This is a genomic window from Vibrio sp. E150_011 (assembly GCF_053544015.1).
The window spans coordinates 170,474-191,277 of sequence record NZ_JBHFOL010000005.1; the positions used below are offsets into that span (position 1 = coordinate 170,474).

General features: G+C 42.2%; 21 protein-coding genes. 17 read left to right on the forward strand and 4 right to left on the reverse strand.

The window, feature by feature from the left end:
• Nucleotides 1-298: 298 nt before the first annotated feature.
• From ACE1OE_RS10620 to fabV, 3 genes are all read left to right on the forward strand, one after another.
• The gene (locus tag ACE1OE_RS10620) at nt 299-931 is read left to right on the forward strand and encodes a TetR/AcrR family transcriptional regulator (RefSeq protein WP_449211004.1); all 633 of its coding nucleotides are present in this window, start codon (nt 299-301) and stop codon (nt 929-931) included.
• Nucleotides 932-1,034: 103 nt separating this feature from the next.
• Nucleotides 1,035-3,317 (forward strand): acyl-CoA dehydrogenase, encoded by a 2,283-nt coding sequence (locus tag ACE1OE_RS10625; protein WP_102471580.1) that lies wholly within the window; start codon nt 1,035-1,037, stop codon nt 3,315-3,317.
• A 222-nt stretch (nt 3,318-3,539) separates the two neighbouring features.
• Complete coding sequence (gene fabV, locus ACE1OE_RS10630; protein ID WP_102471581.1) at nt 3,540-4,742, forward strand: enoyl-ACP reductase FabV; 1,203 nt, start codon at nt 3,540-3,542, stop codon at nt 4,740-4,742.
• A gap of 178 nt (nt 4,743-4,920) precedes the next feature.
• Here fabV and ACE1OE_RS10635 read toward each other — a convergent pair whose 3' ends face one another.
• Entirely contained in the window at nt 4,921-5,124 is a 204-nt protein-coding gene (locus ACE1OE_RS10635; RefSeq protein WP_102471582.1) for a hypothetical protein, read from the reverse strand.
• Between the two features lie 479 nt (nt 5,125-5,603).
• On the opposite strand from ACE1OE_RS10635, the gene thrS reads away from it, so the two are divergent.
• The 4 genes from thrS (at nt 5,604) to rplT (ending at nt 8,790) form a co-directional block, all read left to right on the forward strand.
• The gene (gene thrS, locus ACE1OE_RS10640) at nt 5,604-7,529 is read left to right on the forward strand and encodes a threonine--tRNA ligase (protein WP_449211005.1); all 1,926 of its coding nucleotides are present in this window, start codon (nt 5,604-5,606) and stop codon (nt 7,527-7,529) included.
• Nucleotides 7,530-7,532: 3 nt separating this feature from the next.
• Nucleotides 7,533-8,084, forward strand: coding sequence for a translation initiation factor IF-3 (infC, locus tag ACE1OE_RS10645; RefSeq protein ID WP_102471584.1), 552 nt, complete (start codon nt 7,533-7,535; stop codon nt 8,082-8,084).
• 116 nt (nt 8,085-8,200) lie between these two features.
• The gene (rpmI, locus tag ACE1OE_RS10650; protein WP_102471585.1) at nt 8,201-8,395 is read left to right on the forward strand and encodes a 50S ribosomal protein L35; all 195 of its coding nucleotides are present in this window, start codon (nt 8,201-8,203) and stop codon (nt 8,393-8,395) included.
• A 41-nt stretch (nt 8,396-8,436) separates the two neighbouring features.
• On the forward strand, nt 8,437-8,790 hold the full coding sequence (rplT, locus tag ACE1OE_RS10655) for a 50S ribosomal protein L20 (protein WP_004401084.1): 354 nt from the start codon (nt 8,437-8,439) through the stop codon (nt 8,788-8,790).
• A gap of 57 nt (nt 8,791-8,847) precedes the next feature.
• Here the strand turns inward: rplT and ACE1OE_RS10660 are convergent, their stop codons facing one another.
• Entirely contained in the window at nt 8,848-9,813 is a 966-nt protein-coding gene (locus ACE1OE_RS10660) for an integron integrase (RefSeq protein WP_449211102.1), read from the reverse strand.
• 236 nt (nt 9,814-10,049) lie between these two features.
• On the opposite strand from ACE1OE_RS10660, the gene ACE1OE_RS10665 reads away from it, so the two are divergent.
• The 4 genes from ACE1OE_RS10665 (at nt 10,050) to ACE1OE_RS10680 (ending at nt 13,326) form a co-directional block, all read left to right on the forward strand.
• Complete coding sequence (locus ACE1OE_RS10665) at nt 10,050-10,592, forward strand: hypothetical protein (protein ID WP_449211006.1); 543 nt, start codon at nt 10,050-10,052, stop codon at nt 10,590-10,592.
• A 103-nt stretch (nt 10,593-10,695) separates the two neighbouring features.
• The gene (locus tag ACE1OE_RS10670) at nt 10,696-11,229 is read left to right on the forward strand and encodes a hypothetical protein (protein WP_449211007.1); all 534 of its coding nucleotides are present in this window, start codon (nt 10,696-10,698) and stop codon (nt 11,227-11,229) included.
• A 1,103-nt stretch (nt 11,230-12,332) separates the two neighbouring features.
• Nucleotides 12,333-12,758 carry a hypothetical protein gene (locus tag ACE1OE_RS10675; RefSeq protein ID WP_449211008.1) on the forward strand — a complete coding sequence of 142 codons (426 nt, stop codon included), beginning with the start codon at nt 12,333-12,335 and terminating at the stop codon, nt 12,756-12,758.
• Nucleotides 12,759-12,993: 235 nt separating this feature from the next.
• A complete protein-coding gene (locus tag ACE1OE_RS10680; protein ID WP_449211009.1) occupies nt 12,994-13,326 on the forward strand; it encodes a hypothetical protein in 333 nt (110 codons plus the stop codon).
• A 384-nt stretch (nt 13,327-13,710) separates the two neighbouring features.
• On the opposite strand, the gene ACE1OE_RS10685 is transcribed toward ACE1OE_RS10680, so the two are convergent.
• A complete protein-coding gene (locus ACE1OE_RS10685) occupies nt 13,711-14,733 on the reverse strand; it encodes an IS110 family transposase (protein WP_449211010.1) in 1,023 nt (340 codons plus the stop codon).
• A 104-nt stretch (nt 14,734-14,837) separates the two neighbouring features.
• Between ACE1OE_RS10685 and ACE1OE_RS10690 the strand changes: the two genes are divergently transcribed.
• The 5 genes from ACE1OE_RS10690 to ACE1OE_RS10710 all read left to right on the forward strand — a co-directional run bounded on the left by ACE1OE_RS10690 (nt 14,838) and on the right by ACE1OE_RS10710 (nt 18,982).
• Complete coding sequence (locus ACE1OE_RS10690; RefSeq protein WP_449211011.1) at nt 14,838-15,506, forward strand: hypothetical protein; 669 nt, start codon at nt 14,838-14,840, stop codon at nt 15,504-15,506.
• A gap of 675 nt (nt 15,507-16,181) precedes the next feature.
• Complete coding sequence (locus ACE1OE_RS10695) at nt 16,182-17,141, forward strand: transposase (RefSeq protein ID WP_449211012.1); 960 nt, start codon at nt 16,182-16,184, stop codon at nt 17,139-17,141.
• 316 nt (nt 17,142-17,457) lie between these two features.
• Complete coding sequence (locus tag ACE1OE_RS10700; protein ID WP_449211013.1) at nt 17,458-17,805, forward strand: DUF6404 family protein; 348 nt, start codon at nt 17,458-17,460, stop codon at nt 17,803-17,805.
• A 157-nt stretch (nt 17,806-17,962) separates the two neighbouring features.
• Nucleotides 17,963-18,319: a hypothetical protein gene (locus ACE1OE_RS10705; RefSeq protein WP_102469214.1), complete on the forward strand. Its 357-nt coding sequence runs from the start codon at nt 17,963-17,965 to the stop codon at nt 18,317-18,319.
• A gap of 141 nt (nt 18,320-18,460) precedes the next feature.
• Complete coding sequence (locus ACE1OE_RS10710; protein ID WP_449211014.1) at nt 18,461-18,982, forward strand: GNAT family N-acetyltransferase; 522 nt, start codon at nt 18,461-18,463, stop codon at nt 18,980-18,982.
• 165 nt (nt 18,983-19,147) lie between these two features.
• Here ACE1OE_RS10710 and ACE1OE_RS10715 read toward each other — a convergent pair whose 3' ends face one another.
• On the reverse strand, nt 19,148-19,657 hold the full coding sequence (locus tag ACE1OE_RS10715; RefSeq protein WP_449211015.1) for a MerR family transcriptional regulator: 510 nt from the start codon (nt 19,655-19,657) through the stop codon (nt 19,148-19,150).
• Between the two features lie 253 nt (nt 19,658-19,910).
• Here ACE1OE_RS10715 and ACE1OE_RS10720 point away from each other — a divergent pair, with 253 nt between their 5' ends.
• Nucleotides 19,911-20,375, forward strand: coding sequence for an N-acetyltransferase family protein (locus ACE1OE_RS10720; RefSeq protein WP_449211016.1), 465 nt, complete (start codon nt 19,911-19,913; stop codon nt 20,373-20,375).
• Nucleotides 20,376-20,804 lie beyond the last annotated feature (429 nt).

Sequence of the window (20,804 nt, forward strand, 5' to 3'; positions counted from 1 at the left end):
TGGTGGTTTGGGCACATACAAATAGGAGTTTATAAGAAAAAAGCAGCGTTGTAGCCAACAATGAAAAATCAGTGGAGGTGGTATCTTGTCGCTTCATTACTGACTACCTTTAAATAGACCCACCTTTCCGGCGTTAGTTCCCTTCAGTTCGTAAAAAATCCAAATAAATTTCTATCGGTAAATTCCTAATGTTATTGAGTGTTTTTCTTTTCTGGTCTAACCAGTATTAAAATATTTGATGTTAATCACTTGTTATGTTGCTGTTGCGGGGTTATATTCAAACGTATGTTTTATACGGATGATTGAAATGGCAAAGATAACCACAAAGGAAAAAATCTTAGATGTTGCAGAGGTCTTGTTTGCTGAGCAAGGCTTCAATGATACGTCTTTGCGCACCATTACGAGTAAAGCGAATGTGAATCTTGCCTCGGTCAATTACCACTTTGGCGACAAAAAAACGTTGGTGAGAGCGGTATTGAACCGTTACTTGGAAGCGTTTATGCCCGCGGTTGAAAGTGCCTTGTATGAACTTAACGATCGAGAGTCTCATTCGATGGAAGATGTTTTCAAAGCACTTAAAAAGCCGTTGTTAAGTTTGAATCAAGTGAAGCCTAACGGTGCGAGTCGGTTCATGCTTTTGGTCGGTCGAGGCTATACCGACGTACAAGGACACTTACGCTGGTTCATTACAACGCGATACACAGAAACGTTAGCCATGTTTACGCAAGCGGTTCTCAAGGCCAACACAAACCTTACGCCGGAAACGCTATTTTGGCGCTTGCACTTCACATTAGGAACTTGTGTTTTCACCATGGCTTCTAGCCAAGCACTATCAGAAATTGCCTATAGCTCGTTTAAGCGAGATGTCGATGCCGAGGTGATTATTGACCAAATTATTCCTTATCTTTCCGCGGGGGTGGCTGCAGATTAACCTCGGTTAAGTTAAGCGAAAACAGTTTTACTCTATACAACGACTAGAAATTTATAACGACTAAAAATAACAAAAACGTATTGTGAACAAAAGGATAGGTAACATGAGCTCTCTAAGAAGAAAATGGGTTAGTGACCCTGCGTTTAAAATGTTTAAGAAAGTTTTACCACCGTTGTCAGCGACAGAGCGTGAAGCTATGGAAGCGGGTAGCGTCTGGTGGGATGGGGAGCTGTTCTCTGGTACCCCAAACTTTAAGACATTGCACCAGTATCCAAAGCCAACGCTTACGGCAGAAGAGCAGTCCTTCATGGATAACGAGCTTGAAACCTTGTTGGAAATGCTGGATGACTACACTATCGTGACCCAAGACCGAGATCTCCCTAAAGAGGTTTGGGATTACTTGCGAAACGAGCGCTTTTTCTCTTTGATCATCTCAAAAGAGTACGGCGGCCGTGAATTTTCTTCACTTGCTAACTCCACCATTGTGACCAAGATAGCGACGCGCAGTATCAGTGCCGCGGTATCGGTCATGGTGCCAAACTCTCTCGGTCCGGGGGAGCTACTGTCTCACTACGGTACACAAGAACAAAAAGATTACTGGTTACCTCGTTTAGCTGATGGTACTGACATCCCTTGTTTTGCTTTAACGGGGCCGGAAGCGGGCTCTGACGCTGGTGGTATTCCTGATAAAGGCGTGGTTTGTTATGGCGAGCATGAAGGCAAAGAAGTGCTTGGTATTCGCCTAAATTGGAACAAGCGTTATATTACACTTGCCCCTGTGGCGACGGTACTTGGCCTAGCATTCAAACTGCACGATCCCGATCAGCTTATGGGTGAAAAAGAGGACTTGGGCATTACCTGTGCCTTAATTCCAGCTGACCACAAAGGCGTTGAGATTGGTGAGCGTCACGATCCAATACACCTAGCCTTCATGAACGGCCCGACTCGCGGCAACGATGTATTCATCCCTATGGATTGGCTGATTGGTGGCGCAGACTACGCAGGGCGCGGTTGGCGCATGCTGGTGGAATGTCTATCAGCGGGTCGCGGGATTTCATTACCTGCACTTGGCACCGCAATTGGTCACCTTACTACTCGTACGACTGGCGCTTATGCGTATGTTCGTAAGCAATTCGGCATGTCGATTGGTAAGTTTGAGGGGGTTGCGGAAGCCATGGGCCGCATCGGCGGGATGACCTATCTGCTCGAAGCCACACGAACCATGACAACCACGTCTCTTGATATGGGTGAAAAACCGGGGATTGTCACCGCCATTGCTAAGTACCATATGACGGAAATGGCGCGAACAATTTTGAATGATTCGATGGATATTCACGCCGGTCGAGCGATTCAAGACGGGCCTATGAACTACCTGTCATCAAGCTACCTCGGGATCCCGGTTGCGATCACCGTAGAAGGGGCCAATATTCTAACCCGTAACCTGATGATATTTGGTCAGGGAGCGACGCGTTGTCACCCTTATGTACTGCAAGAGATGGAAGCAGCGGCCAATCCGGATCAGACACAAGCGGCAGAAGACTTTGATAAGTTATTGTTCAAACATATTGGACACGCGACTAAGAATACATTTGGTGCGTTTGGTGCCGCGTTAACCGGTTCCGCGTTTGTTGGCGCTTATATGAGTGGTCCAACGAAACGTTACTACAAAGACTTAACCCGTCTGAGTAAAGCATTAGCAGTCAGCGCTGATTTTGCCATGTTAACGTTGGGCGGTGACCTGAAACGCAAAGAAACGATTTCTGCGCGCTTAGGTGATGGACTGGCATACTTGTTTATGGCCTCTGCAGCATTGAAAAAATACGAGGATGATGGGCGTCAAGCGGCAGACTTGGATTATGTTCATTACGCGGTTCAGCATTGTATGCACCACGCGGCAACGTCTTTGAATGAGGCATACCGTAACTTCCCAGCGCGCTGGGCAGGACGCACATTGAAAGCCTTGTTATTCCCAATTGGCAATCATTTCGAGAAACCGTCGGATGAGATTGGGATGAAGATTGCTAAATCCATGATGGTACCGGGCGCGCATCGTGACCGTTTAACTCAGCTCTGTTATATCGGCCCTAAAGACGATGACAAAATCGGACTGATGGAAAATGCCTTTATTGCTATGTATGACATCCAAGACTTAGAAAAGAAATTGTTCAAAGGCGTTAAGGAAGGAAAAGTGGCGAAGAAAGGGCTGCTTGAAGAACGTCTAACACAAGCCTTAGCGGCGGATGTATTAACGCAAGACGAAGTGGATAAGATTAAAGCGGCCGATGCACTGCGCTACAAAGCGATTCAGGTGGACCACTTTAGTCATGATTTGAGTGAGGTGCGCACCCACAGCGTTGCTAAACCCAAGCTAAACAGCGTGGCATAGTAATGAGCTGATAGTGGATTTCTATCCTCTTAAGGCTCCCACAAACATGTGGGAATTAAAATCAAGAAGGGCGCTTTAGCGCTCTTCTTTTGGTTGGAAGCAGGGTCATGTTTTACGCTAAAGTGCTCCAACCACTTACCAAATTAAACAGATTTAACAGAAAAAAGATGCGGTTTGCCTTTGAACCTTTTATCCTACAAGGGATTTTTTGAGGAACTTAATATGATCATCAAACCCCGAATTCGTGGATTTATCTGTACTACTACTCACCCAGTAGGTTGTGAAGCTAACGTAAAAGAACAAATTGCTTATACCAAAGCACAAGGCCCAATTGCGAATGCACCTAAGCGTGTATTGGTTGTGGGTTCTTCAAGTGGTTATGGCCTTTCTTCTCGTATCGCTGCGGCATTTGGTGGTAGTGCGTCAACAATCGGCGTATTTTTCGAGAAACCAGCGACAGAGCGCAAGCCTGGTACGGCGGGTTATTACAACTCGGCAGCATTTGAAAAATTAGCAAAAGAAGAAGGCTTGTATGCGAAAAGCATTAACGGTGATGCCTTCTCTCATGAAGCTAAACAGAAAGTCATTGATTTGATCAAAGAAGACCTTGGTCAGATCGATATGGTGGTTTACTCACTGGCGTCTCCAGTACGTAAATTACCAGACACAGGTGAAGTGATTCGTTCATCGCTAAAACCAATTGGCGAAACGTACACGTCAACGGCGGTTGATACCAACTCTGATACTATTATCGAAGCAAGCATTGAGCCTGCGACAGAAGAAGAAATCGCCGACACGGTAACCGTGATGGGCGGCGAAGATTGGGAACTGTGGGTTAACGCACTTTCTGATGCTGGCGTTCTTGCTGACGGTTGTAAAACCGTGGCTTACTCATACATTGGTACTGAATTGACATGGCCAATCTACTGGGAAGGCGCACTTGGCAAAGCTAAGATGGACTTAGACCGAGCGGCTTCTGAGCTTAACGCTAAACTTGCGGAAACGGGTGGCAGTGCAAACGTAGCGGTACTTAAATCCGTTGTTACACAAGCAAGCTCAGCGATTCCTGTTATGCCACTGTACATTGCGATGGTATTCAAGAAGATGCGTGAAGCTGGCGTTCATGAAGGTTGTATGGAGCAAATCCACCGCATGTTCTCACAACGTCTTTATAAAGAAGATGGCAGCGCGGCAGAAGTCGATGACAAAAACCGTCTTCGTCTTGATGACTGGGAATTGCGTGACGATATTCAACAACACTGTGCAAACCTATGGCCACAGATTACAACAGAGAACCTAAAAGAACTCACGGATTACGTTGAGTACAAAGAAGAGTTCCTGAAGTTATTTGGCTTTGGTATTGAAGGTGTTGACTACGAAGCGGATATCTCTCCACTCGTTGAATTTGACGTTATCGACCTATAAGCACCATCGATGCCTATACCCTAGTCGGGTGTGAGTTTTTTTGGTAAAAAAGACAAGAAGGAAGCCTAGGCTTCCTTCTTTTGTATGCGTCATACTCTTCTACTTCTACTTCTACTTCTACTTCTGTTGTAAATAGCTCTGTTTCGAACAAGGAAATATTCAGCTACCAAAGATCTTGCTATTCCTCATGGACCTTTACGTCAGTCATTCTATTGCCATTTGCGAGTTGAATAATGGCCGTCGCTTCTGAGCTTAGGTTGTTGTCGACCTGATGCAAATGGTCGATTTCAATGACTTCACTTCCAAGGAGAAGATGGCCATCGCGATAGACGTTGGCATGACCGTTTTTGTTGAGTCTGACGTAATAATCGAGTGTGTCCATACTAGCCACCTTTCTGCTTATGAAACTGCTAATGAATCGTTGAATTACAGTACGTAAATCTATCCTAGAAACAAGATATCTAAACGTCGTGATAGTTCCAAACGTGATAATTTAATAGTAGGAAATTATGCGGCTAAATCAACACTGTTCACCTAACCGCTATATAGAAATTAACGAGGTTGATATCTGCTGTATCAGCGATACCGGTATAAACAAACGGTCAGGAGTTGATGATAGTGCCACATTCAACGTGAATTGGATGAAAGTGCGATGTGTCACAAAATTCGATTGTCATTTAAGACTCATTAGTTACAATGTCGCATTGCGTTAGAGAGTGCATCTGTATTTGCATTTAATAACCCAAAACTTTTACCAAATCGTGGCAGTTTTACCTCGAGTAACTTTTTACCTCGAGTAATACTGTTAACCATTAATGCAAGTCTTGCTTGGTGTGCAAGACCACTGTAATAGGATACTACATGCCTGTAATTACTCTTCCTGACGGCAGTCAGCGTCAATTTGATAACCCTGTTTCTACTCTCGATGTTGCCCTTTCTATCGGTCCTGGTCTTGCGAAAGCAACCATCGCTGGTCGTGTAGATGGTGAGCGTGTCGATGCCTGCGATCTTATTGAGAACGATGCAAGCCTAGAAATCATCACAGCGAAAGACCCAGACGGTCTTGAAATCGTTCGTCACTCATGTGCTCACTTATTGGGTCACGCGATTAAGCAGCTGTACCCAGAAGCAAAAATGGCGATTGGTCCTACGATAGACAATGGCTTTTATTACGATATCGATCTAGAAGAATCTCTAACACAAGATGATATAGAGAAGATCGAAAAACGCATGAAAGAGCTGGCGAAAACCAAGTATCAAGTTGTTAAGAAAAAGGTAAGTTGGCAGGAAGCTCGCGATACGTTTGAAAGTCGCAGTGAACCTTACAAGATTGAAATCTTGGATGAGAACGTTGCTAAAGACGACCGTCCAGGCCTATACCACCACGAAGAATACATTGATATGTGTCGTGGTCCTCATGTGCCAAACATGAGCTTCTGTCAGCACTTTAAACTGCTGAACGTAGCGGGTGCATACTGGCGTGGTAACAGTGACAACAAGATGCTTCAGCGTATCTATGGTACTGCCTTCCACGACAAGAAAGCACTCAAAGAACACATGACGCGCTTAGAAGAAGCTGCGAAGCGTGATCACCGTAAAATTGGTAAGCACTTGGATCTTTTCCATATGCAGCAAGAAGCGCCGGGTATGGTCTTCTGGCACCACAACGGTTGGTCTATCTTCCGTGATCTAGAAGTGTTTATCCGTCAAAAACTGACAGAGTACGATTACCAAGAAGTGAAGGGCCCATTAATGATGGACCGCGTGCTTTGGGAACGCTCTGGTCACTGGGATAAGTACGCAGAAGCGATGTTCACGACGTCTTCAGAGAACCGTGAATACGCGATTAAGCCAATGAACTGTCCTGGTCACGTACAGATCTTTAACCAAGGTCTTAAATCGTACCGCGATTTGCCACTACGTATGGCTGAATTTGGTTCTTGTCACCGTAACGAGCCATCAGGCGCGTTGCACGGCATTATGCGTGTTCGTGGCTTTACTCAAGATGATGCTCACGTGTTCTGTACTGAACAACAAGTGCAGGATGAAGTGAAATCTTGTATTGAGATGGTCTACGATACGTACCAAACTTTTGGTTTTGAAAACATCGTAGTAAAACTGTCTACACGCCCTGAAAAACGTGTGGGTTCTGACGAAATGTGGGACCGTGCCGAGTCTGATCTTGAGCTTGCGCTTAAGTCGATGGACATCGCATACGAGATTCAAGAAGGCGAGGGTGCATTTTATGGGCCTAAGATTGAATTTACTTTGCATGATTGTTTGGACCGAGCTTGGCAATGTGGTACAGTGCAGCTCGATTTTGCATTACCAGAGCGTCTAGGTGCCACTTACGTGGGTGAAGATAACGAGCGTCACACGCCAGTTATGATTCACCGAGCGATTTTAGGTTCACTAGAGCGTTTTATTGGCATTCTAATTGAAGAATATGCAGGCTTCTTCCCAACATGGTTAGCTCCTGAGCAAGCTATTGTTATGGGAATTACAGACAAACAGTCTGAATATGTTCAAGAAATTACGAAAAAACTGCAAAAAAGTGGAATTAGAGCCAAAGCGGACTTGAGAAATGAGAAGATTGGCTTTAAAATCCGCGAACATACTTTGAAACGTGTACCGTATATGCTCGTTTGTGGCGACCAAGAAATGGAAGCTGGAGAGATTGCAGTACGTACTCGTAAGGGCAACGATTTAGGCAAGTTTAAAGTGGATGACTTTATCTCATACATCCAAGCCGAAATCGCAAGCCGTAAGCTCAATCTGGAGGAATAACCTATTAAAGGCGGAAGACGTGGCCAACAACCGGCCAAACAAAACCAGCACCGTTTAAACGGTGAGATTCGTGGCGTACGTGAAGTTCGTCTAACAGGTGCAGATGGTGAACCTGTTGGTGTCGTATTGATCCAAGAAGCGCTAGATGCAGCTTTAGAAGCTGGTATGGATCTCGTAGAGATCAGCCCTAACGCCGAGCCACCAGTCTGTCGTGTGATGGACTATGGTAAGTTCCTCTTTGAAAAGAGCAAATCTGCTAAAGAGCAGAAGAAAAAGCAAAAGCAGGTCCAGATCAAGGAAATAAAATTCCGTCCTGGAACTGATATTGGAGACTATCAGGTAAAACTACGCAACCTGACGCGTTTCCTAGAAGACGGCAACAAAGTGAAGGTAACAATTCGCTTCCGTGGCCGAGAAATGGCACACCAAGAGATCGGTGTCGACGTTCTTCATCGTTTGAAAGAAGATACAGTGGAAATTGCTGTTGTTGAATCTTTCCCGACGAGAATCGAAGGCCGCCAGATGATCATGGTGTTAGCCCCTAAGAAGAAGTAATTAGCGGCTTGCAAGTAATTTAACCTTGTCGCCCCTCAGTTTAGAGGGAACGCGGCAGGGTTTCATTCGCCCTGATTACTATGTTTATTAACTCAACAATGCGGAGTTCTTCATCCATGCCAAAGATGAAATCCAACAAAGGTGCAGCTAAGCGTTTCAAGAAAACAGCTGGTGGCATCAAATTTAAGCACGCTGGTAAACGTCACATTCTGACTAAGCGTACTACTAAGAACAAGCGTCAGCTTCGTCCAAATGCAATCCTTCCAAAGTGTGAAGTGGCTGCAGTTGCTCGTATGCTTCCATACGCATAATTCTTTTTAGTTTATTAATCGTTTAGTTTAGGAGAGACATAATGCCTCGCGTAAAACGTGGTGTACAAGCTCGTGCACGTCATAAGAAAGTTCTAAAACAAGCTAAAGGTTACTACGGAGCACGTTCACGTGTTTACCGCGTAGCTTTCCAAGCTGTTACAAAAGCAGGTCAATACGCATACCGTGACCGTCGCAACAAGAAACGTCAATTCCGTCAACTTTGGATTGCACGTATCAACGCGGCTTCTCGTCAAAATGGTCTATCTTACAGCCGTTTCATCAACGGTCTTAAGAAAGCATCTATCGAGATCGATCGTAAGATCCTTGCTGATATCGCTGTATTCGACAAAGCTGCATTTGCAGTTCTAGTTGAAAAAGCGAAAGCTGCACTTTAATTAGTTAGCAGTCTAGATCTTTTATAAAGGAGAGCATTTGCTCTCCTTTTTTATTGCCTATAACAAATGAGAAAGGGGGCTCTTTACCCCGTTCGCTCCGCGATTCACCACATGCGTATAGATTTGCGTTGTTTTGATATCGGTATGACCAAGCTGCTCCTGAACCGTTCGAATATCCGCACCACTTTCAAGCAAGTGAGTCGCAAAAGAGTGCCGTAGGGTGTGGCAACTCACTGGTTTACTGATGCCCGCTTTAGAAACCGCTTGTTTAAGCGCCTTTTGAATACTTGTCTCATTAATATGATGCCGCCGACGTTCCTTTGATACTGGATCGATGGCAAGCCTTATTGAAGGAAACAAAAACTGCCAATTCAGTTCTTTGTTTGAGTTAGGATATTTAGTGGCGAGCGCATTGGGTAATGATACACCTGCGTAGTCGTGTTGCTTGGTATCTTGCCGCCAACATCGTTCGACATTTTGCTGCTGCAGTTTGATAGCAGGGTACAACTCTCTCGCCAATGTCACGATACGATTCTTATTTCCTTTCGCTCGCCATACTCGCAGTGCGCCATATTCAAAATCTATGTCCTGATATCGAAGTCGTAAGCACTCCATTAAACGTAATCCAGAGCCATACATTAGCTGTGTCGGCAGTAAATACACCGGCGCGATATTTTCTAGCACACTGACCACCTCTTTTGTGGTTAGCACCGTAGGCAGTTTCTTGGAGCGATTTGATTTCTTGAATCGCATGTTAACGTCAATTGGCGCATTGATAATGTGTTTGTATAAAAACACTAACGCATTTAGGGCAACGGCCTGGCTACGAGCTGCTAAGTTTCGAGACGTCACTAGGTAGGAGAGAAACGCTTCTACATCTTTGCTCGTGAGTTCACGAGGGTGCTTTTTATCGTGATAAACAATGTATTGCACTATCCAGGTTAAATACGCATCGATCGTCCGTTCCGAATAATGCCTTGAGCGCATAAAGTCACGAATGTAACTCATAAATGGTGATTTCATAGTCATGTCTAGTACTGTTTTTATATACAGTATCGCAGTCTGGGCTTGATATTCGTTTTTAGACGGAATAATTCAGTCTTTTGTGATGAGCAACAAGTTTAATAGTACTTAGCTAACTGATTTTCAAACAATAATGCTCTAACATAGGCAGATTCTATGATAATAGAAGGCGGTAGCGTGCGGCAAGGTACGGAATTAGTCCGTCTATAAAGTGTTATGCAAATAAGGAGTAGTCTTTGGACATTGATTTAATACTAAAATTTGTAGCACCAATCATCACAGCGATTATTGGTATCGTGACGAAAAACTATCTAGATGCAAAGCCTAAACTAATTACTTATATGGTCAGTGCATCTGCTATTCCATTAAAAGATGACGCGAATTCAAGTGTCCACGTTCATAGTATAGTTGTTCGTAATGTAGGCAAAAAATCTGCGAATAACGTTAGAATTGGGCATGCAAATCTACCGAAGAGTTATCTTGTATCTCCACCACTAAACCACAAAGTTGAAAATGACATCCATGGCTGCAGTGAGCTGATAATTCCAACGCTAGTTCCCAATGAGCAAGTAACTATCCAATATCTGTACTATCCACCATTAACTTGGCAACAGATTAATACGTATACTAAATCCGACGAAATCCAAGCAGACTATGTAAATGTGATACCGAGCCCTGAAATTTCAAAGTTGCAACAGTTCTTTATGCTGTTATTTATGTTTATTGGTGCCTCTTCTGTACTATATTGGGCCATCAGCATGTTCATACAATTTGCATAACAAACTGCTTAAGCCGACCTCAAACGCGTGGCATTTTTGCTTTGCAAAGTATATGCCACGGTTTTCGGCAGCTTAGCAGGGCATTATGTTTATAGAGGAAACTATGGAACAGCAGGAATTAGCAGTAATATTAGAAATGATTGCGAAATCTCAGCCGAATCAATGGATTCCTGTGATTTCTGCTCTTGGAGGGGCATTAGTTGGTGGTTTGGTTACGTTTTTCCCCACAAAGTTTCTTGAAGAGCGCAGGTCTAAACAATTTTCAGAGCAAGTGAAAAACTCGATAATTTCGGAGATCTCGGTATTAATACGAGTTATAGAGAATCGGGATTATCTTGAGTCCATTAAAGAGGCTGTAGAGTATCTAAAGAAAAACCCTAATGGTAATTACACTCTATTCGCCGATATTCCTGCTCATTACTCCCATATATATCAAGAGCAGTGTAGACACATTGGAGTGCTGGAGCGAGAAGTAGCGCGAGATATAATAAACTTTTACCAACTGATAGATGCGGTTGTTCAAGATATCAAACCAAATGGAACATTTTCAAACCACCCTAGCCTAGATGGCTATGAAGAGTCCCTAGCCATGTTTCAACTGGCAATGCAAATTGGCAAGAGCTTAGAAAAACGGTAGAAAATACACATAACAAATTGCTCAAGTCGACAGCTAACGCTTGGCATTTTTGGTTTGGTTTAGTCCAGTGATTAAGGTGGCTTTGCTTGAGTGTCGTGGTCGTTAACTGCAACTTAGCAAGGCGTTAGCTTACACTATTAAATGAGGATGTATTATTGATAGAATTGCTTTCGTTGTTGTACTTCCTAGTATCAGGTTCAGCTCTCCTTGGGTATATAAATAGGCGAAAAGAAATATACAAGACGAATTATCAAGTCTATGGGCTAGAACTATATACGGGCTTTACGATAACTTATTATTTTTATCTATATTTTTTGTCAGAGTTTACGAGTGTTGATGGTAGTCCCAAGTTTATAATTGCACCTGCAATATTTACTTTAGTTGTTGTTAGCTACTATTGGACTTTTTTCAAAAAAGAAAGAGATAAGTTAGTCGACTCATTTCCCTTTAAACTGCTATTTGCTCTAGCGGTGGTCCTGTGCAACGCTGCTAGTATATACGCATCTTCTAATGTAATTGAGGTACTCACAAGAACGACTTCTACGGATCTTCAACCATACGTCGATATAGCAAGGTGGGTATATTTTGTTCTAGCTCTTCTACTAATAGTGCAATTCGTGTTGGCCCTATCATTTATCGCATTTGTTTTGTTGCCGTTTATATATAAGGAAGCGAATAATGTTCTAAGCTCGCTATTATTTGTTGTCATATCATCAATATATGTATTGAATCTGGTTAGTTTCAGTATACTTGGAAACTACTCGTTTGATGACAGATTAATAGCCGAAGTCCTACATAGAGCATTTCATAATAACCTAAGTGTAGGTGGCAGAGAAATATGTACTGGAATCGATGCTAATACTAAGTTGGCTTTAATTGGTGACCATCAGGCACTGATAGCAAAAAAAACTGACGTTGGTGTTATTTTTGAAAAGGTTGAATGTGTCCAGTAAGCTAACAAATGCTTCAAGTGGACTCGTAACGCTTGGCGATTTTGGAGCAAGAGGCGGCTTAAGTGTTTACGGGGGGCAATTCAAGTTTGGTGGTGCGTCACGCGCCACTTAAGCAGGCGTTATATCAACTTTTTGAATTCTGGAGATCGTGTGGTAACAACAAGTAGCAATCATAAATATACTCAGTTGAAGTGGATGTATTCTGCACTTAGTGGCCTTTGTGCAGCATATTTTTTGGCTTTATTTAGTGGTTCATCTTCTATCGACGATTCCATATTTCTTCAATTATCGACGCTATTCTTTGCTATCTGTTTACCCACATTTGCGACTTTTGCTTTTGCACATGTTTTCATGTCGGAACTTAATGCAAGCGTGGAAGATTACGATGAGGCGTTAAAAGAAGATTGGGTCAAGAGGGTTACGCTTGGAGGTTTTTGCTGTTTAGTACTCGCATTTACTTGTTTAATTGGGCACTTCTCGGTAAACGCAATGTTAGGCTTTATTTTTGTATCAGCTCTTTGCTTTTATTGTTTTAGTGAGTTTGTGCGTAAGCTAACGTTGATTGTGAATCGGTAGCATTGATATAACAAATTACTCAAGTGGACGCGTAACGTTCGGCGGTTTTGGTTTGAAGTTACGGGAACTTGGTAAAGTTAGATGTAAGCGCCACTTAGTAAGGCGTTAGGTTACCTAATATGTAACTAAGTTTGAGTTGTCTCACAAATTGTATGCACCTGTATTAGCTCATTATTTTTTACATTATGATATTCTGATTTCAGTAATTCAATATCCATAAAATAAGGAAGTTTAAATGAGAAAATTGATTCTCACGATAATCTTAGGTTTTAGTCTCGTAGGTTGTGGTGGTAATGCTGATGGTACTTATGTCGCAATGACTAAAGGCGGTTTTCTAAAACCTTCATTGCCTGTCGTACTAACAATCAAAGGTGATAAGGCTGAGATGAATGTCGCTGACATGGAAAAACTCTCTATGAGTGCTGAATTTAGCGGCGATATATTGTCTTTACACAATGGTAACCCAAAAGATAGTTTGAAATTTCATGTTACTAATGATGGTCAAACACTTCAGTGCAATATATGTGAACAGGTAGGCATGCCTAAAATGTGGGAAAAACAATCATAACCTAACAAAACGTTTAAGACAGATTCCCAACGAATGGCATTTTTCATTCCATCGTTGGGTTTTGTGTTTAAGGTGGTATGGTTAGGTTTAGAGGCTGCGTTGCTCACTACTTAACGGCTACATGGATTCCCCCGGTTGTCAAACATCCGCTAAACTTATGTTGATGGGTTTTGGACTGCCGCTCTACATTCGGCCTACTTATCGACGATTCGCATACGTCGTGGCCCTGATGACTTTGCGCGACTGCGGTGCCTTATTCGTTAGATGACATCTAGTGTGTCCGCCGCATTAACAGGCTCTCCGCAAGTGGTCTTAACCTATCTCCATCATTAGCGTCTGCAATGACCCGGTGGGTTTAACTCTTTATGCTGCTTAGGTTTCTACTTAAGCGGCATAGTTTTCATATTCTGTTTGATTGTGTAAAAGCGACCATATAATTCGCGCATTCTTCGCGGCAAGTGCCACTATCGCTCGGTTCATACCTCTTCGTTCCAGAACGCCTCGACACCACTGACTTAACTTATCTTGCTTGTCACCAAGGTTGGTAATCACGGTCCTTGCGCCGTGGACTAATAGTGTTCGCAAATATTTATCACCGTGTTTGGTTATTCGGCCTAACCGAGGTTTACCTCCTGTGGAATATTGCTTTGGTACTAGTCCTAGCCAAGCTGAAAAATCACGGCTTTTATCAAATTGAGAACCATTGCCTATCGAAGCTAATATCGCAGTAGCGGTTTGCGGTCCAATGCCTCGAACTTTCATCACTCGTTGAACATTAGCGCTGACCTTAGCAAAACAATCAAAGACTTGTTCAGTATCGGCGATACGTTGATTCAATTCACCAACGTGGAAAGCATCGGCTATTACTGTTCTAGCAAGGTGTGGAAGTTCATTTTCTGCGTCTTCGAGCATTAAGGGAACCTGTTTCATCAATGAAGAGCGACCAACGGGAATGATCAACCCGAACTCAGAAAGCAGGGCGCGCATGCGATTCATAAGTGCGGTGCGTTCACGAACCCAATGCTCTTTCATTCTATGTACCGATAAGATAGCTTGTTGCTCGGGGGATTTTACGGGTACAAAGCGAGTAGATGGACGCTGAACAGCTTCGCATATGGCAACAGCATCATTAAGGTCGTTCTTTCCTTTAGTTCGATAAGGAATTACGTATTTAACGGCCATAATACGGGCGTCATGACCCAGTTTATTGAGTGTTCTTGCCCAATAATGTGCACCACCACACGCTTCAACCCCTATACGCATGAGTGGCATATTTGCTATTGTAGTCAGTAGTTTAGAGCGAGTTACTGACTTATGAAGTATGACTTTACCATTTTTGTCTACGGCATGAAGACTAAAGTGGTTTTTAGCTAGGTCGATACCGCAGAAATAAGAATAATCAGACATGGTGCCTCCGGTGCATTTAAGTACCACATAAGTGTGGCAGATCCTCGGTAGGGGGAATCCATGTCATTCGCTAAGCTTCTTTCGGATTTACAGTAAAGGTTAGTATGAAGTACGAAGAGTTAGAAATTCTTGCGCAAGCTATTATAGATTCAAATGATAAACTAATTTACCTAAACTTGTTGATCATATTGGTTGGGATCGTTGCTGTATATTTTGTGGCTATGTTTAAAAAGTCTGGTGAACTGACGGCTCTAAAATTGGCATTTGATGATATTAGAACACAGAATGAAATTATCACTACAGATACAGAAGAAATTAAGCGTCAAATGGAAAAAGGTACAATAGAGTATCAAATCAGGTTGTCCAAGTACCACGAAAGGAAAATTGAATCATTAGATCTAGTGTATAAAGCGTTAGTCTCTATTTACAGGAGTGGGTCAATTATTCTCCTAAAAAATGAAGAACAGCGATTTGAAGCATTTTATACAACAGTACATGATTTTAGAGATACGTTCGAATCCAATAAAATTTGGCTTGACCCAAAAATATGTGAAAGTATAGAACAATTTGCTATTACTATTGACTGTCAAGTTAGGCGATATGAAGGGGCGGTCAATGTAGCCAAACTACCTGGTTTGAGTGAAGCTCATCAAAATAGAAAGTTTGATAAACATCAAGACTTCTATGACTTCTGTGTAAGTGAGTCGAACAACTTAAAAGATCAGCTAGAAAGTGTCTTAAGGGCTTATATATCACCAGAAAGCGAAGCTTAAGATGATTAAAAGGACACACACCAAAAGTATGAAATTAGTTTGATTTTGCCCAATTCGCCGACTCACCAACAATCTCATTAAAAGAGAACTGCTAAGTTATTTAAAACCTTCATAGCGGACCTTATTTTGACAACAGCCAGAAAACTATTAAAAGGACACACACCAAAAGTAAGGTTTCGTGCAGGATAGCTTAGCGTTAGCACACAGATTGAGATTTTCATACAAGGAAGGTTTATATGTCTGATAATGGAACAGAGTTACACTGCAGTAAGTGTAATCAAAAGACAAAGCATCGAAGACTAAGTAGTTCAGAGATTGAAGTCCAAAAAGCCGAAAAAAACAATCCAAAGAATAGAATTCTTCATTTTGTGTTTGGCGTCTTACTTAGTCAAAATAGCTCTAAATCAAACATCTCTTACTTCAAGTGTACTGTTTGTGATTCAGAGTACAGCGATAATGAAAGTATGCCTCATGGCTGCGGTTAAACTCATCGTGCTACTTTGTGCTAACAAACGACTATGGTGTCAATGATTAAGTTTTGGCTGTGTTTTTGATTAAAAGGACACACACCAAAAGTATGAAATTAGTTTGATTTTGCCCAATTCGCCGACTCACCAACAATCCCATTAAAAGAGAACTGCTAAGTTATTTAAAACCTTCATAGCGGATCTCATTTTGACAACAGCCAGAAAACAGCTTATTTCCGTGGATGCAACTTCGTATTACCACTGCGTCTCACGTTGTGTGAGGCGCAGTTTTTTGTGCGGCAATGACCCGCTCACCAACACGAGCTACGAACATCGAAGAGAGTGGATAGAGCGAAAAATTCACGCTCTGACAAAGGTATACTGCATCGATGTTTGCGCCTACGCCATCATGAGTAATCACTATCACCTAGTGCTTCATATCAATAAATACAAAGCGTTAGCATTATCACCGAATGAAGTGGTCGAGCATTGGGGGCGTGCGCATAAATTACCCGTACTCATAGAGCGTTGGCACAATAAGCAACTCACCAATCAAGCAGAGGAAGACAAGTGTCTTGAGCTCATTGAAGTATGGCGAGAAAGGCTGTGGAGCTTAAGTTGGTTCATGAAAGAGCTCAATTACGACATAGCGTGTAGAGCGAATCGAGAAGATAACTGTACAGGACACTTTTGGGAAAGCCGCTTCAAAAGCCAAGCGTTGCTTGATGACAAAGCCCTTGCTGCCGCAATGGCGTATGTCGACTTGAATCCCATTCGAGCTGGTATTGCCGCAACCCCTGAAACATCAGAGTTTACCTCGATAAAAGCCAGAATCGATGCGCTGGGTAAAAATTTAGCAACAGCCCCATGTTTACACCCTTTTATCGGCAATCCGACGAATGAAATGCTAGATGGGATTCCGTTTCGGCTCATCGACTACATTGAGTTAGTAGACTGGACTGCACGTCTATTTCTCGAAGGCAAAGCCAGCATGGATGCCAATCAACCTGCTATTTTGGCGCGTTTAAATTTCACTCAGAAGAGTTGGCTAATGGTATGTACTGGATTAGAAAAAACACGCTCGACAGCGGTTGGTTGTCACGTTCATACAGTTCAAGCTAAGACTGCCTTAAAAAAGAAAAAGATGCACATCTATCAACTAGAGTAAGCACCACTTTCACCGCCGCACCTGCCCATAGGCCAGTGAAAATTCTGGCTACTGTCGTTCGTCCAATTCATAAACGTAAGTAACGCCTTTTAAGAAACAAGACAGCTGCACCAAAATAAATTGAAGAAAGCAAAAGTATGGAGTTAATTGACGCTTTGAACACGGGAGTGCTTTAGATTTCTTTTTAGGTGTGTGTCCATTATAAGGTTGTACTCACAGTTTAAGGCGGCGTCATATTTATTAATCAAATTATGAGGTCGCTCGAAATGTAAATTTTTCAAGTTTGGTACTGTACCTCTAATTTGAAGGGGGGCATATGTGCTATCAAGAAAAGTTGGAACGAACTGATAATCAATTAAAGTCGCTGGGGCTTTCATGTAACACAGATAAGACCATACTTTATCGCTTTTTGCGGAAACAAGGTTTTAAGCTCAAACCTGTATATTACGAGTCGTTTTTTAAAAACGTGGTGTTGAAGTTTACAGAGTTTTTCATTATATATTTCTCAATAACGTATTTGTTTAGTCTTGCTCAAGATGGGGTAAGCGTTATGGTTACATTGGCTAACGCCCTTGGAGTCAGCTCCGTCTTCGCTATTACAATGAGCATTTATTACCTACTTGTGGCTAAGAAAAGTCTGCTTACGGATTGGGAAAGACTATAGAAACCATAAACATAACAAGCGCTTCAAGTTGGTTCGTAACGCTTGGCAGTTTTAGTGTTAATGTTGGCTGTGTGATTACGGTTTAAAATTTGGCTTCAGTGGTGCGTTAGTCACAACTCAAGCAGGCGTTATGAGCCACTACATCGAGGAGAGATAGATGTTAGATAAGGTTAGGGATATCCTAGAACTTAACGATATTCTATTTGATGGTCAAAAAGACGTAATTTACTGTAAGTTTCGTAGCGCTGGTTCTAATGTGAAAATCACGTACGATACATCTAGCAACAGCTATCGGGCATCTGGTAACGAATTTATTCAGACCATCACCGCAGCCTTTTCTTTTGCTTTCGCTTTTGCTGTACCGCATATTGTTGTTGGCGTTGAATGGAATTGGGTAATATCTGCACTATCAATCTTTACGGGCACAACTGCTATCACACAGTTAATTTTCACTCAGTTCAAACTATTAGATCTAAAGCAGCAATTAAGACAGTCTGGCATTTACTTGAGTTGAGCTCTTAACAAATTGTTCAACTGGATTCCAAAACGCTTGGCATTTTTGTAATGGTCAGTATTTGTGGTTAAGGTGGTCATAAATAGTTTGGTGGCAGCATTTACTCACTAATTAACCAGGTGTTAGCCCTACAGGGACAATATGGATATTTACCCAGAAATAGAATTATCTGAACAACAGCATAAAGGTATTGAAGCTCTTAGAAATGACTCGTTCCCTGAGCACAAAGTGCCGCGTTCTTACTTCAAACAGCTACCTCACATGCGTGCTTTAGAGTACGTAGACGACGACCTCATTGGATACTTAGGTATAGATTACAGAGTAATTTCTGTTGGAGGCTCTGCGATTAAAGTTTTAGGAGTAATTGATTTTTGTGTGTCGTCAAACTGTCGAGGCAAAGGCGTCGGGAGCTCAATGCTAAATGAACTTGCAGTATATGCTTCAACCAAAGATGTAGATTTCATAGTTTTAGTCTCAGAATTGGATTTGTTTTACACATCTAACGGTTTCGCTTGTAGCGAATCAAACCATTCTTGGCTCAGGCTTCACGACCATAAAAACTATGGTGTAGCAGAAGAAATGGTAGAAGAGTTCTATTTTAAGGCTGTAGGGACAAAAACGTGGCCTACTGGTGACGTTGATTGGTTGGGTTACATGTTCTAATTGAGAATCGGGCTAACAATTTGTTCAAGCAGACAGCTAACAGCCGGCGATTTTGGTTTGGTTGAGTTTAGTGATTACGGTTGCTTTGTTTGGGTATGGTGGAAGTTAGCTACTTCTTAACAAGGTGTTATGCATAATAGCCTCTTCCTTGAGGCTATTTTCACTCTATAGAGCTCGAATCATAGTGATTTCGTCACCAGAAATGCCGAGGGATTCAAGGAATTTTTGGTGTTCATTAGGCTCTAGTTCTTCAAACTTGTGATGCCACTTGACCATATCGGTTTCAGTGAATCCGGCGGCAACCATGATTTCGACCCAGCGTTCTTTATTCACAATATTTTCCTCTAATAGACTTGGTTCTTGAAGCAACACGACCACAGCCTTTTGTTGTGCTCGTAGATTTTGGATTTCTCTTTCCAGTTCATTGAAATGGTCTTTCAATATCTTGGCTTGAGACTCCCCATTACGGTCTAATAACGAGCGAATACTGGAAACTGATAACCCGTACGAACGATAGGAGGTAATTGCGTCTAATCGTTCAATCTCTTTCTCACCATACCAACGGTAACCGTTCTCAGAGCGGTAAGCCGGTATCAGTAGTTCTTCTTTTTCGTAGTACAGAATAGTGGTACGAGAAACTCCGAACTGTTTTGCAATTTGGGTGACAGTTAGCATATTTGCTCCATTGTTTGACCGAATGTGCATCTTGAACCCTAGCCTTATAGATGGGTCAATAGTTTAATTGTACATTCCTCTGATGTGCACGATATGCATAACAATAAATTTATGATTAAAAGGACACACACCAAAAGTATGAAATTAGTTCGATTTTGTCCAATTCGCCGCCTCACCAACAATTGAGCGCTTGTTTGGTCGTTCATAAGCCCCATTTAATGCGGCGTAAACTTTACTCACGCGAGGTAGTACGATGATAAAAATTAGAGAGTATGTTGAAGCCGATGCTCAGGCACTTTGGGATATACATTTTTACACTATTCGCAATATAAACCTTCGTGATTACAGCCAAGCACAAGTTGAGGCTTGGGCTCCTGAACGTATAGAGTGGTCTATCTGGACGAATAGAATGAATGGTTTGAATCCATTTGTAGCTGAAATTGACGGTATCGTTGTAGGTTATACAGATCTTCAACCTGATGGTTTAATTGACCACTTCTTTTGCCATCATAAGTATCAAGGTATGGGTGTTGGAAAGACATTGATGAATCACGTTCTCGGTGTTGGTAGAGAGCGGGGTATTTCTCGTTTTTACTCAGAAGTTAGTATTACAGCTAAACCATTTTATGAGCACTTTGGGTTTAAAGTGGTTCAGGCTCAAGAAATGGAAGTTCGTGGGCAAAAGCTAAGAAATTTCGTAATGGAAAAGTACAGCTAACAAACGACTATGGCGTCAATAACGAATTTTTAACTGATTTTTCATTTGTAGTCGTACGCTGAATCTGGTCACCTAGTTAGCGGTAATATCATCACCTCATAAGTTTGCAGTTACAGTGAACTCATGCCTAATTGGCCCAAATCAAATTATATGGCCTAGATATTGGTTACAGTTATTGGCTGAGGATCTTTATTTGAGTTCTAGCGCGTCAATGAATGGAGTCGTTTGTGTATGGATCGTTGTGGGAAATGTAAGCAGTTCACAAGAACAAAAGAGAATAGCAAGGATTTATGTGGAGCGTGGGACCAACCAACCACCGCCAATAGGGCTGCCTGTGAGTTTTTTATTCCTTTAAATTTGAATCTATTTACAGGTGATAAAACACAGCATGAACTTTAAATTTCAAGTATAAAAACAGGTTAAGTTAAC